The sequence below is a fragment of the Nocardioides albus genome (assembly GCF_014648255.1).
In the GTDB taxonomy this organism is placed as follows: domain Bacteria; phylum Actinomycetota; class Actinomycetes; order Propionibacteriales; family Nocardioidaceae; genus Nocardioides; species Nocardioides albus.
On sequence record NZ_BMQT01000001.1, the window covers coordinates 71781 to 84765 of the forward strand.

The following is a 12985-nucleotide window of genomic DNA, read 5'->3' on the forward strand; positions in this document are numbered from 1 at the left end:
TGAGCAAAGCAGGATCGAGCATGGCCGCGACCGGCGCCGAACGCGCCCCAGGCGGGTTCCGTGCACATCTGGAGGCGCTGGGTCAGGCGCAGAAACCGTCGCTCAACACGGCGGCCTACTCGCGGCTCGTCAACCGACCCGCCGGCCGGGTCGTCGCCGCCGCCGCGCACACGCTCGGCGCGGCCACCAACCAGGTGACGGCGCTGAGCGCGACGCTCTCGGCGGCCGGCCTGCTGGTGCTCGCGCTGGTCGAGCCGCACTGGTGGACGGGGATCCTGGTCGCGGTGCTGCTGGCCACGGGCTACGTGCTCGACTCCTCAGACGGTCAGCTCGCCCGGCTGCGTGGAGGTGGGTCACGCTCGGGTGAGTGGCTCGACCACACCATCGACTGCTTCAAGACCGCCACGCTGCACCTGGCGGTGCTCGTGTCCTGGTATCGCTTCGGCCCGGCCACCGACGGCTGGCTGCTGGTGCCGCTGGGCTTCGAGGTGGTTGCTGTGGTGACGTACTTCGGTCTGATCCTGATGCCGACGCTACGTCCGTCCTCCGCCGGGTCGTCGGCAGCGGTGCCCGAGAACCCGCTGCGCAAGTGGGCGCTGCTGCCGATCGACTACGGCGCGCAGTGCTGGATGTTCGTACTGCTCGGCTTCGGAGTGCTCTTCCAGTGGACCTATCTCCTGGTCTTCGTCTGCAACGCCGCCGCGCTGGCCATCGCGCTGCGCAAGTGGTGGCGTGAGCTGCGGGCGCTGGACGGCTCATCGTGAGTGACCTCGCGCGACTTGCCGTGGTGGTCGTCAGCTATGGCGATCCCGCGCTGCTCGAGCACCACACGACCCAGGTCGCTACGGCGCTGCGGCCCGCCCGGATCGTCGTGGTCGACAACCACTCGACCGACGCCAACCGGGCTGCGGTTCGGGACCTCTGCGAGCGGGAGGGCTGGATCGGTGTCTTCCCGGGCTCCAACACCGGCTTCGGCGCCGGCTGCAACCTGGGCGCCGCGGCCGCGCTGGCCGAGGGCGCCGAGGTGCTGCTCTTCCTCAACCCTGATGCCACCGTCGACGCCGAGTCGGCCGTACGCCTCATCGCGGCCGTCGACGCCGATCCCCTCCTGCTCGCCGGCCCGACGGTGCTCGGAGCAGACGGTGAGGTCGCCTCCGCGGGCCTCGATCTCGACCTCGACACCGGGATGATGCGTCCTTGGCGGCGCCGCGCCGAGCATCCGGGGGCCGAGGCACTGCCGTGGGTCACCGGGGCGTGCTTCGCGGTCGCACGTGAGCTGTGGGAGCGGCTGGGCGGCTTCGACGAGCGCTACTTCCTCTACTGGGAGGACGTCGATCTCTGCGCCCGGGTCCAGGCCCTCGGCGGCCGAGTCGGGATCGTCGACGGAGCCACGGCGGTCCACTCCGGCGGCGGCACCCAGCGCGCGGAGGGATCCCGCGCCAAGTCGCCCGCCTACTACTACTTCAACATCCGCAACCGTGCCCTCTTCGCCCGGACCTGGCTCAGCCAGGAGCGACAGCAGGCCTGGCGCCGCGGGGCTCTCGGGGCTGCGTACGAGATCTTGATGCGTGGCGGACGCCGGCAGCTCCTGCACCCGGTGCGACCGGTCTCCGCGGTGGTCCGAGGGCTGCGCGACGGGCGCCGCGACCGGCCGGTCCGGGTGCTGGAGTCGGTCCACGAGCTGCGCGCGACAACCAACCCCTACATCTTTCAGCTGATCGAGACTCTGAGGCAGCGGGACGACACCGAAGTCCTGCTGTTCAGCTTCGCCCGCGCGATCGCGGGCCGCTACGACGTCTTTCACGTGCACTGGCCCGAGCTGCTGATGACGTCGGCACGTACGCCGCTGCGCAGGCTGGCCCGCCGCCTGCTCACCACCGTGTTCATCATCCGGCTCCGGCTGACCCGGACCCCGGTCGTACGAACCTGGCACAACCTCGTCCGACCGGACGGCCTGAGCCGCTGGAACCACCGGCTCCTGGACGCGCTCGAGCGTCGCACCACGCACGTCATCCGGCTCACCGACCAGACCGCTCCCCCGCTCGAGGTGCCGACCTCGACGATCGTCCACGCCCACTACCGGGACTGGTTCGAGCCGATCGTCGAGGCGATGGCCGAGACCGGGCCCGTCGAGACCGTCGACAGGCGGGTGCTCTACTTCGGCCTGATCAAGCCCTACAAGGGCGTCGAGCTGCTTCTCGAAGCGGTCGCCGACAACCCCGAGGCCGACCTGGACGTACGCCTCGTCGGCTCCCCCACCGACCCGGCTCTCGCCGACCAGGTCCGGGCCGCGGTTGCCGCTGACGCCCGGGTGAGCGCCGAGCTGAGCTACGCCGACGACGCCACGCTGGCCGCCGAGATCGCGCAGGCAGCGCTGGTGGTGCTGCCCTACCGGGCGATGCACAACTCCGGCGCGCTGCTGCTCGCACTCTCCCTGGACACCCCGGTCCTGGCGCCCGACAACGAGGTCAACCGCCGCCTGGCCGAGGAGGTCGGCGAGGGCTGGCTCCATCTCTTCGAGGGCACCCTCACCATCGAGGACCTGGAGCGCGCGTTGAAGTGCGTCGCCACCGACCCGCCGACCGGCCGGCCCGATCTGTCGGCACGAGAGTGGCCGGAATCGGCTGCGCTGCATGCGGCGGCGTTCCGGGCGGCGCTGCTGCCCTGAGGTTCTTGGGCTAGCATCTGAGCCATGTCGAGTCCCGAGTCAGACAGGTCAGGGGCTGCCGGTCACACCGCCAGCCCCGTGAACGTCTGAGCCTTCCGCCCGCGATCTGAGCGGGCGCTCGGCCTGCTCCGGGCCACTGGCCGTGGTGACCAGAAGAACCATCTTCTGACCACTCACCTCGGAGTACTCGATGCCTTTCGCTCTCTACATGCTTGCCCTGGCGGTCTTCGTCATGGGCACCTCGGAGTTCATGCTCGCGGGTCTGCTGCCCGCGATCGCCACCGATCTCGACGTCACCGTCGGCACCGCGGGCCTGCTGACCTCCGCGTTCGCCGCAGGAATGGTCCTCGGCGCGCCGCTGATGGCTGCCTTCGCCCGCCGTTGGCCCCCGCGTACGGCGCTGCTGGCCTGTCTGCTCCTGTTCGCCTCCTGCCACGTGGTCGCCGCGCTCACGCCGGTCTTCCCGATCCTTCTCGCTGCGCGCGTGCTCAGTGCGCTCGCCAACGCGGGCTTCCTCGCCGTCGCGCTGTCGACGGCGACCACGTTGGTGCCCACAGACAGGAAGGGCCGAGCGGTCGCCATCCTGCTGTCCGGCACGACCATCGCCACGGTCGCCGGCGTTCCCGCAGGGGCACTGCTCGGCACCGCCGCCGGCTGGCGTACGACGTTCTGGGCCATCTCGCTCCTGTGCGTTCCTGCCGCGATCGGCATCCTGCGCGGCATCGCGGACAACCAGGACCGAGCCGAGGTCAGCACCGGTTCGTCGAGCCTCCGCGCCGAGCTGGGCCAGCTGCGCTCACCCCGTCTCCTCGTCGCGATGCTCCTCGGCGCCCTGGTCAACGGCGGCACCTTCGCCGCTTTCACCTTCCTGGCACCGGTGGTGACCGACACGGCAGGACTGGGAGAAGCCTGGATCTCCGTGGTGCTGGTGATGTTCGGGGTCGGCTCGTTCCTCGGCGTCACGATCGCCGGCAGGCTGTCCGACACCAGGCCAGGACTGGTTCTCGCCGTCGGCGGCCCGCTGCTGCTGACAGGATGGATCGCGCTCGCCCTGGCCGGCTCGAACCCCGTGCTCCTCGTCGTCCTCGTGCTGGTCCAGGGGATGCTCTCGTTCGGCGTCGGCAGCACCCTGATCGCGCAGGTCCTCTACGCCGCCTCCGGCGCACCGACGATGGCCGGCTCGTACGCGACGGCTGCACTCAACGTCGGAGCCGCAGCCGGCCCCGTCCTAGGCGCAGTCGCGCTCGCGACCGAAGCAGGCGAGCTCGCCCCGATATGGGTCGCCGCCGGCCTCACCGCCCTAGCGCTCGCGGTGATGCTCCTGTCGAGACTGGCCGGTGGCGCCCGCACTCAACGCCGAGAAGTCAGTTTCTGAGCGCGAGAAGTCAGTTCTTGACGCCGAGACGTCAGCTTCTGAGCGCGAGAGGTCAGTTCTTGACGCCGTGAATCTCAAGAACCGACCTCTCGACGTCAAGAACTGACTTCTCGGCGTCGAAAACTGACTTCTCGCGTCATTTACTAGCCTGACGGGGTGTCCCTGTCCCGCGACTCATCCCCCACACGCCCGCCGCTCTGGATCTCGGTCGCCTCGTTCGTGAGCAGCTTCGACAGGTTCGTGGTCAGCCCGATCCTGGTCCTCGTCGCGGCGACGTTCGGGGTCTCGGTCGGACAGGCGGTGGCGATCGCGAGCGGCTACTACCTGGCGTACGGGCTGTGTCAGCCGTTGTGGGGCGCCTTGTCGGACAGGTTCGGCCGGATCCGGCTGATGCGGTGGGCGCTGGTCGGCGCCGGGGTGGCGGGGATGATCTCGGCGGCGGCGCCCAACCTGGTGACGCTGGTCGCGGTACGCGTCGTCGCGGGGGCGTTCTTCGGGGCGATCGTGCCGACGTCGCTGACGTACGTCGGTGACACCGTCTCCGACGCCCACCGGCAGCGCGCCCTCTCCGATCTGATGGCCGCGATGGCGGTCGGCACCGCGCTGGCCGCCGCCGCGGCGGGGATCACCGGCCAGCTGGTGGGGTGGCGGGTCGTGTTCGCGGTGCCGGCGGTCGTGGCACTGGTCAGCGCTTGGGGCCTGCGTTCGCTCGCCGAACCACCCCGCACCACCAGCAACGGAGTGGGCGCCGCGTTCAGAGCCGCACTGAGCAACCGCTGGGTGGTCGTGGTCGGGATCCTGGTCTTCGTCGAGGGCGGTCTCGTCCTCGGTGTCCTCACCCTCCTCGCGCCTGCCCTCCAGGCCCAAGGCGTCGACGCCGCGAGAGCGGGCCTGGCGGCCGCTGCGTACGGCATCGCGGTCCTGCTCTCCTCGCAGGTCCTCAAGGCCCTCACTCGGCGGCTCCCGCGATGGGCGCTGATGGCGATCGGCGGCATCGCTCTGACCGCTGGGTACGCCGTGGCGGCGATGAGCGTCTCGGTGCCCACCATCATCGGCATCGTGGTGATGCTCGGGATCACCTGGGCCTTCCTGCACACCTCGCTGCAGACCTGGGCCACCTCGATCGTGCCCGAGGCGCGCGGCACCGTCGTGGCGTGCTTCGCCGCCTCGCTCTTCATCGGCAGCTCGATCGCCGCCGTCATCGCCGGACCGGCAGCCGACCACGACCAGTGGCACACCCTCTTCATCGCGTGCGCCGTGACCGCGGCGGTCCTCACCGTCGCCTCGGTGCTCGCCTACCGCGCCTTCACCGCACGCGAGCCCGCTCCCCGCTCCGAGGAGGTCGCGACCGACGTCTGAGCCGCGTCGGGCAGGTGGGCGCGGATGAGCGCTTCGTACTGGTCGGTGATCCGGCTCCAGGTGAACTCGGCGGAGTGCCGGGTGCGGGCGTGACCGGACAGTGACGCAGCCAGCTCCGGGGAGGAGAGGAGCCGTTCCAACGCCGAGACGATGCCGGCCTCGTCGGAGAAGTAGAGGGCGGCGTCGTCGGCCACCCAGCGGTTGTAGCGGTTGTCATGGGCGATCACCGCGTTGCCGCAGCCGAGGGCCTCGACCAGCGACGGGTTGGTGCCGCCGACCTGATGCCCGTGGACGTACGCCACGGAGTGGAAGCGCAGGGCCGAGACGATGTCGGTGTCGTAGATCGCGCCGAGGAAGACGACCTCGTCACTGGCCGCCTCGAGGACCGCGCGCTGGTAGGCGTCCGCCGGGTCGTAGGAACCCAGGACCACCAGCTGGCGACCCCAGCGGCGGCTGGAGAAGGCGCGGACGATCTCGAGGATGCTGTTCTCCGGCACCGGCCGGGCGACCAGGGTGAGGTAGGTGCCCGGTTCCAGACCGCGGTCGAAGACCGCCCAGTCGGGAGCGTCGATGATGCCGGGGGCTCCGTAGGCGATCGTGGTGATCTTCTCGGCGGGCACCCGGGTGGCCAGATGGCGAGCGATCTCGGGGTGGTCGGCGATCAGGTGGTCACCCAGCCAGCAGGCGGCTCGCTCCTGGGTCCACAGGAATGCCTTCTCCGGGCCCGACCAGCGGGCCCGCTTCCACTCGATGCCGTCCATGTTGATGATGTTGGGGACGCGGCGAGAGCGCAGCACCGCGTTGAGCGCACCGGTGTTGTAGCCGAACGTCACGCACACGCTGCCGTCCTGCTCGGCCTCGCGAGCGGCGTGCCGCACCGCGCCGACGTCGAACTCGATCGTCCCGCGCGGACCGTCGTGACGGGCCGGCACGTGGACACGCTCGATGCCCTTCCACGAGTCGGTACGCAGCTCCGCCCCGGGTTCGTCGTCCTGGCAGTAGACGACGACGCGCCAGCCGCGGTCGACCAGGTCCAGACCGATGTTCTCCACCGCGGTCTCGAAACCGCCGTGGGCAGCCGGGACCCCACGGGTCCCGAGCATCCGCACAATTGGGGTCACGTGGGGTTGACTCCTAGTTGGGCTAGGAGCCGACGGCTCCTATTTTCAGCACAAGGAGCCATCCAACGGGATGAGCAGGGTCAAGTACCCGAATTTGGGGGTCCGTTCCCCCAAATGGTCTAGCCGGTGCTCTCGGAACGCCCCCGAATTCCTGCCCTGGCGCCCTCCGATCCCCACAACGAGCGGCCCTCACCTCTCTTGGGTATCCGGCTATCACGTCTCCAGATCCGCCCTCCCGCGTTCCTACGCTCGCAGCGTCCCCCTCGGGGCATCTCGAGCATCGGCAACCACCGGGAGGAAGAATCGTGGAGCACGCCTTGGCCGAGCCCATCACCGTCGCCGTGCAGGATCATCCGCGCGTCAGCGCGGCAGCGGAGCTCGACCCGTCCGTGCCCTCGCGGGTGACCCAACTGGTGGCGCTCGCCGTGCGCGGGCTCGCGACGGCCTACGACCCCGTCACGGCGACGTTCGCCCAGACCGTGCGCGGCGTGACCAGTGCCGACGGTGTGACGGTCGTCCGCGAGGGCACGAGCCTGCGCTACGCGGCGATGGCCGCGCTTGGGCTCTCGAGACTGACGGCCGCCCAGCAGCGCAGCGTGCTGGACGGACGTACCGCCGCCGACATCGCGCTCCAGGTCGCCGGCCAGGCGATCACCTCCGACGACCCGGGCGAGATCGCGCTCGCCGCCTGGGCGGCCGCAGAGGTCGCCGATACGCATGCGGACGCGCTGCTGCGCCGGCTCGCCGCGTTGATCACCTCCGGCGCCCCCATCGCCACGGTCGCGGGAGCCTGGGCACTCACCGCCGCCGTCAAAGCGGCGCCGCACGGCGACACCGAGCCCACCATCGATGCTGCTTCCGCGCTCCTGCGGCGTCATCTCGGGCCGCGGGCCGTCTACCCGCATGCCCTCCCGCCGAGCTCCCAGCAGCGCTGGCGTGCACACGTCGGCAGCTTCGCCGACCAGGTCTACCCGCTCCAGGCGCTCGCTCTCGGCGCCCGCCTGACCGGTGAGACCTGGATGCTGCAGGCCGCCGATCGAACTGCCCAGCGCCTCTGCGACCTCCAGGGCCCGACCGGGCAGTGGTGGTGGCACTACGACGTGCGCGACGGGTCGGTGGTCGAGGACTACCCGGTCTACAGCGTCCATCAGCACGCGATGGCACCGATGGTGCTCCACGACCTCCGAGAGTGCGGTGGCGCGGACCACCGCGCATCCATCACGTCCGGGCTGAGCTGGCTCCGCACCCACCCCGAGACCGTCGAGGAGCTGATCAGCGACCGGTTCGGGCTGATCTGGCGCAAGGTCGGCCGACGGGAGCCTCCGAAGGCGGCTCGCGCCCTGGGCGCGGTCACCACCGGCGTACGCCCTGGCCTTCATCTTCCGGGTATCGACCGGCTCTTTCCGGCCGGCGTGGTCGACCACGAGTGCCGGCCCTACGAGCTCGGCTGGCTCCTCTATGCCTGGCTGTCGCCGGTTGGTGAGCGCGATGACTGAGCCCAGAGCCGAGCGGTACCTGTTCGGGCTGCGGATCGCCCCGTTGACCCTCGCGCAGGCCGTCGAGCGTGCCGACGAGGCGATCAGCGGGCGGACCCGACTGCTCGTCGCGGTCGTCAACGCCGCCAAGATCGCCAAGCTCACCACCGACACGTTGCTGCGTGAGTCGCTGCTAGAGGCCGATGTGACCCTGGCCGACGGCCAGTCCGTCGTCTGGGCGAGCCGCATCCTGCGCCAGCCGCTGCCGGAGCGGGTGGCCGGGATCGACCTGTTCGAAGGACTGCTGGACCTGGCGCATCGCAAGCACCTCGGCGTCTATCTCCTCGGCGCTCGGCCCGAGGTGCTCGCCCAGCTCGAGCGTGCCGTCGCCGAGCGCTGGCCGGGTCTCGAGCTCAGCGGCACCCGTGACGGCTACTTCACCGATGCCCAGTCGGCGGACGTCGCCGCGGAGATCCGCGAGGCCCAGCCGGACATGCTCTTCCTCGGTATCACCACCCCGAAGAAGGAGATCTTCCTGGGGACGTACGCAGACGAGCTCGGGGTGCCGGTGATGCACGGCGTCGGAGGGTCCTTCGACGTCCTCGCCGGCGTCACCCGCAGAGCACCGCGTGGGTGGCAGCGTCTCGGCATGGAGTGGGCCTACCGCGTCCTTCAGGAGCCTCGCCGGCTCTGGCGCCGCTATCTGGTCACCAACCTCGCGTTCCTGGCTCTGCTGACGAAGGAGCTTGTCCGTCCGCGACCGCTCTACCCCCGGTCCGCCGAACCGAACAGCACCACCCCCACCGAACTCTCGATCCCACGCTAAGGAATCGCAATGCCAGCAACCTTCAATGGACGCGTCGCTGTCGTCGGTCTCGGGTACATCGGTCTGCCGACCGCGGCCTGCCTCGCCGTACGTAGCATCGACGTCGTCGGCGTCGACATCAACGCGGCGACGGTGAAGTCCGTCAACCACGGTGAGGTGCCCTTCGTCGAGCCCGACCTGTCCGCGGCCGTGAGCGGCGCCGTGGCGATGGGACGGTTGACCGCCTCGACGGAGATGCCGGAGGCCGATGCATACATCATCGCGGTGCCGACACCGTTCGCCGAGGCGCACCAGGCCGATCTCGCCTACGTACGCTCGGCGGTCGAGGCGATCGCGCCGAAGCTCAAGGGCGGTGAGGTGGTCGTCCTGGAGTCGACCTCTCCCCCGGGCACGACCCGCGCGATCAGCGAGCAGATCGCCCAGATGCGGCCGGACCTGGTGCTGCCGCACGCCTCGGAGGGCGTGCCTGACGTCTTCGTCGCGCACTGCCCGGAGCGGGTGCTCCCGGGAAGGATCATGATCGAGATGATCACCAACGACCGGGTGGTCGGCGGGATCACACCGCGATGTGCCGAGAAGGCCGCCGAGATCTACCGGGTCTTCACCCAGGGCAAGATCGTCATCTCCGACGCCGCATCGGCCGAGATGGCGAAGCTGGTCGAGAACGCCTACCGCGACGTGAACATCGCCTTCGCCAACGAGCTCTCGCTGATCGGCGAGGACCTGGAGCTCGACGTTTGGGAGGTGATCCGGCTCGCCAATCACCACCCCCGGGTCAACGTGCTCACTCCCGGCCCGGGGGTCGGCGGTCACTGCATCGCCGTCGACCCGTGGTTCATCGTCGGCGCCGACCCGGGCCGTTCCCGGCTGATCCGGCAGGCCCGCGAGATCAACGACCACAAGCCCGTCCACGTCGCCGATCAGGTCGCCCGCAAGACCGAGCGGTTCAAGAGCCCGACGGTCGCCTGCCTGGGACTGGCCTACAAGGCCAACGTCGACGACCTGCGCGAGAGCCCGGCCATCGACATCGTCGAGCACCTTGCGCTCAAGTGCCCTGACCTCGACGTACGCGTGGCCGAACCGCACGTGTCGTCCCTGCCGATGCCACTCGAGGGCCTCGACAACGTACGACTCGAGGCGGCCGCCGACGCGATCGCGGCGGCGGACATCGTGGTGATGCTGGTCGCCCACGACCACTTCAAGTCGCTGAGCCGATCGAGACTGGCGGGCAAGGTCGTCTACGACACCGTCGGGCTGTGGAGGTAGTGCCATGCCCAACGTGATGGTCATCTACGGCACCAGGCCCGAGGCGATCAAGCTGGCTCCGGTCGTGAACGAGCTGCGGCGCTCGCCCTGTCTGGAGGTCACCGTCGCGGTGACCGGCCAGCACAGAGCGATGCTCGACCAGGTCAACAGCTTGTTCGGCATCGTCCCCGACCTCGACCTCGATATCATTCGGCCACGCCAGGAGCTCTACCAGGTGACCCAGCGGATCCTGGACGGACTGACCGCGACGATCCGCCGCGTCCAGCCCGATGTCGTCGTCGTCCAGGGCGACACCTCGACGACGTTCGTCGCGGCCCTGGCAGCGTTCTACGAGAAGGTGCCGGTCGCTCACGTCGAGGCCGGGTTGCGTACCCACGAGCGCTACAACCCCTTCCCCGAGGAGGTCAACCGGCGACTGACATCGCAGCTGGCCACCCTTCATCTGGCACCGACTCCCGGGTCCCGCGACAACCTGCACGCCGACGGCATCGCCCCTGCCGACGTGGTCGTCACCGGCAACACGGTCATCGACGCGCTCCTCGACGTCGTTGCCCGACGGCTGCCGTTGGAGAACCCGGCCCTGAGCGTCCTCGACGGGCGCCCCGCGGTGCTGGTCACGACCCACCGCCGTGAGTCGTGGGGTGAGCCGATGGCCCGCACCGCGAACGCGGTCGCCCGGCTGGCCAAGGAGCACCCCGGCGTACGTTTCCTGCTGCCGGCACATCTGAACCCGGTCGTCCGCGAGGTCATCCTGCCTCCCTTGGAGGGCATGGCGAACGTGACGATCACCGACCCGCTCTCCTATAGCGACTTCGCGTACGCCATGGACCGGTGCTCGATCATGTTGACGGACAGCGGCGGCGTGCAGGAGGAGGCACCGAGCCTCGGCAAGCCCGTCCTCGTGCTGCGGGAGAACACCGAGCGCCCGGAGGCGGTCACCGCCGGGACTGTCCGGCTCGTGGGCACCGACGAGGACCGGATCGTCACCGAGGTCTCGACCCTGCTGACCTCACCGGCGGCGTACAGCACGATGGCGCAGGCGGTGAACCCCTACGGTGACGGAGCCGCCTCGCCGCGGATCCGGGCTGCCGTCGAGGAGTTCCTCCGCCTCGGCCGCCGACTCCCAGACTGGGTCGCCTGACGTCTGCTCGCTCCTACACATTGGGTATTTCCGTCTCCACAAGGGCGAATTTGCCCGTTAGACGTGACTTATCGGCGTTCACCGGTGTTTACATGGCCGCTGTCACCGCAACCACGGGGAGAGCGCAGTGAACAACATCGACCGCATGGATGGCTTCGGGCACGGCGTCGAGAACCCACCAGCAAAACCGATGACGGGCCCCGCCCCGACCCGGCGTCGGCAGAAGCGGATCCGCACCCGGCGCACAGCCCTGCTGATCGCCGTCGTCGCCGTCAGCACGCTCGCCGCGCTGCTGGCCATCACGAACCTGACCTCGTCATCTCCGGCGGCCGCCACGGAGGGCGTCTTCGACGCCGGGTTGGTCCCGGACCCGTCGGCAGACCCGGACACCCTCCCCGTCGAGCTCGGTATGCGCTTCGAGGTCGCCCGGCCCGGCACGGTCGTCGGCGTCAGGTTCTACGGCGAGTCCTCGACCGGCCGGGTGAACACCGGCAGCCTGTGGTCGAGCAGCGGCGAGCGCCTCGCGACGGCGACCTTCCCAGCTGACGACGGTCTCGGCTGGCACTCGGTCACCTTCGACGAGCCGGTGCGGGTCGGGCCTGGGAAAACGTACGTCGCCTCGTACCTCGCTCCCGCCGGCTACACCGCCGAGCAGCACGGCTTCGACAACGAGGTGGCCAACCGGAGCGTCGTCGCCCCACGCGGAGCGGGCGTCTACCGCTACGGGTCCCGCGGCGGCTTCCCTACCGAGAACTGGCGCAACTCCAACTACTTCGTCGACGTCCGCTTCGTCCCCAGCACTGCCGTGCCCGGCCCCACGCTCAGTCCTCAGCCGTCCTCCCCGGCTCCGAGCTCGCCGGTGCCGTCAGCCTCGGCCACCCGCTCGACCTCGTCACCGTCGGGATCCGCCACTCCGTCCGGCCCCGCTCCGTCGAGCCCGGCCACTCCAGCCCCGTCCGCGACCTACCCGAACGCGTCGAACACCGGCCCCAAGGGCACGCTCAGCCCCCGCGGAGGCGCCACGGTCACCACCGACGGAGCCGTCATCTCGAATGCCCGGGTCAACGGCCAGCTGACCATCCGGGCGGACAACGTCGTCATCCGCAACGTCCACCTGACGACAACCGCCTACTACGGCATCCTCACCTACGGCAAGAACACGGTCATCGAGGACACCACCATCGTCGGGACCTCCCCCACCACGCTCGCCGGGATCGCCGCCTACGAGGGCGGCACGGTGAACGCGCGTCGCGTCAACGTGTCAGGCATGGAGGACGGCGTACGCCTGGCGCACAACAGCAGCCTCACCGACTCCTACGTGCACGGGCTCGATGGCGATGCCGACTCCCACTTCGACGGAGTCACCGCGGACGGCTACCGCGGCTGGAGGATCACTCACAACACCATCGTCAATGACCACAACCAGACTGCTGCGGTCTGGATCGGCGACCCGCGCTACGCGCCGTCGGAGGGTGTTCTGGAGGACAACTGGCTCCAGGGCGGCGGCTACACCGTCTACGCCGGTCCCGGCACGGGCGCAGGACTCCGCGTCGTCGACAACGTGTTCTCGACCAAGCAGTTTCCACGCAGCGGCTACTGGGGGCCTGTGGCGAAGTGGGTCGGCTCCGGAAACACCTGGACGGGCAACGTCTGGGCGGACGGCCCTGACGCCGGCAAGCCGGTCACGCCCTGACCCTCATCCATGTTGGGTACCTTGCCGGTGGAGTGAGGTGCCGCTCCGGGGCGGCTCCATA

Annotated in this window: 10 protein-coding genes; 9 read left to right on the forward strand and 1 reads right to left on the reverse strand. The window is 69.8% G+C overall.

Annotation, left to right across the window (positions count from 1 at the left end):
* Window positions 1-20 precede the first annotated feature (20 nt).
* From IEY84_RS00320 to IEY84_RS00335, 4 genes are all read left to right on the forward strand, one after another.
* Window positions 21-764, forward strand: coding sequence for a CDP-alcohol phosphatidyltransferase family protein (locus IEY84_RS00320; protein ID WP_183541099.1), 744 nt, complete (start codon window positions 21-23; stop codon window positions 762-764).
* Window positions 761-2668, forward strand: coding sequence for a glycosyltransferase (locus IEY84_RS00325; protein WP_183541102.1), 1908 nt, complete (start codon window positions 761-763; stop codon window positions 2666-2668). The genes IEY84_RS00320 and IEY84_RS00325 overlap by 4 nt, the downstream gene beginning before the upstream one ends.
* Before the next feature lie 190 nt (window positions 2669-2858).
* Complete coding sequence (locus tag IEY84_RS00330; RefSeq protein ID WP_183541106.1) at window positions 2859-4043, forward strand: Cmx/CmrA family chloramphenicol efflux MFS transporter; 1185 nt, start codon at window positions 2859-2861, stop codon at window positions 4041-4043.
* A 156-nt stretch (window positions 4044-4199) separates the two neighbouring features.
* A complete protein-coding gene (locus IEY84_RS00335) occupies window positions 4200-5402 on the forward strand; it encodes an MFS transporter (protein ID WP_229788177.1) in 1203 nt (400 codons plus the stop codon).
* Here IEY84_RS00335 and IEY84_RS00340 read toward each other — a convergent pair.
* Window positions 5339-6523, reverse strand: a complete 1185-nt coding sequence (locus tag IEY84_RS00340) for a DUF1972 domain-containing protein (protein ID WP_229788178.1) — start codon at window positions 6521-6523, stop codon at window positions 5339-5341. The genes IEY84_RS00335 and IEY84_RS00340 overlap by 64 nt on opposite strands.
* A gap of 305 nt (window positions 6524-6828) precedes the next feature.
* Between IEY84_RS00340 and IEY84_RS00345 the strand changes: the two genes are divergently transcribed.
* The 5 genes from IEY84_RS00345 (at window position 6829) to IEY84_RS00365 (ending at window position 12924) form a co-directional block, all read left to right on the forward strand.
* Window positions 6829-8019 carry a hypothetical protein gene (locus tag IEY84_RS00345; RefSeq protein ID WP_183541109.1) on the forward strand — a complete coding sequence of 397 codons (1191 nt, stop codon included), beginning with the start codon at window positions 6829-6831 and terminating at the stop codon, window positions 8017-8019.
* Window positions 8012-8824, forward strand: coding sequence for a WecB/TagA/CpsF family glycosyltransferase (locus IEY84_RS00350; protein WP_183541112.1), 813 nt, complete (start codon window positions 8012-8014; stop codon window positions 8822-8824). Before IEY84_RS00345 ends, IEY84_RS00350 begins: the two co-directional genes overlap by 8 nt.
* 9 nt (window positions 8825-8833) lie before the next feature.
* Window positions 8834-10090 (forward strand): UDP-N-acetyl-D-mannosamine dehydrogenase, encoded by a 1257-nt coding sequence (gene wecC, locus IEY84_RS00355; RefSeq protein WP_183541115.1) that lies wholly within the window; start codon window positions 8834-8836, stop codon window positions 10088-10090.
* Window positions 10091-10094: 4 nt separating this feature from the next.
* A complete protein-coding gene (gene wecB / locus IEY84_RS00360; RefSeq protein WP_183541118.1) occupies window positions 10095-11231 on the forward strand; it encodes a non-hydrolyzing UDP-N-acetylglucosamine 2-epimerase in 1137 nt (378 codons plus the stop codon).
* A 127-nt stretch (window positions 11232-11358) separates the two neighbouring features.
* Window positions 11359-12924, forward strand: coding sequence for a DUF4082 domain-containing protein (locus IEY84_RS00365; RefSeq protein ID WP_183541121.1), 1566 nt, complete (start codon window positions 11359-11361; stop codon window positions 12922-12924).
* Window positions 12925-12985 lie beyond the last annotated feature (61 nt).

What these genes read in the sequence shown, in the direction of transcription:
- IEY84_RS00320 (WP_183541099.1), top strand. Translation starts at nt 21, where the DNA reads ATGGCCGCGACCGGCGCCGAACGCGCCCCAGGCGGGTTCCGTGCACAT.
- IEY84_RS00330 (WP_183541106.1), top strand. Translation starts at nt 2,859, where the DNA reads ATGCCTTTCGCTCTCTACATGCTTGCCCTGGCGGTCTTCGTCATGGGC.
- IEY84_RS00350 (WP_183541112.1), top strand. Translation starts at nt 8,012, where the DNA reads ATGACTGAGCCCAGAGCCGAGCGGTACCTGTTCGGGCTGCGGATCGCC.
- wecC (WP_183541115.1), top strand. Translation starts at nt 8,834, where the DNA reads ATGCCAGCAACCTTCAATGGACGCGTCGCTGTCGTCGGTCTCGGGTAC.
- wecB (WP_183541118.1), top strand. Translation starts at nt 10,095, where the DNA reads ATGCCCAACGTGATGGTCATCTACGGCACCAGGCCCGAGGCGATCAAG.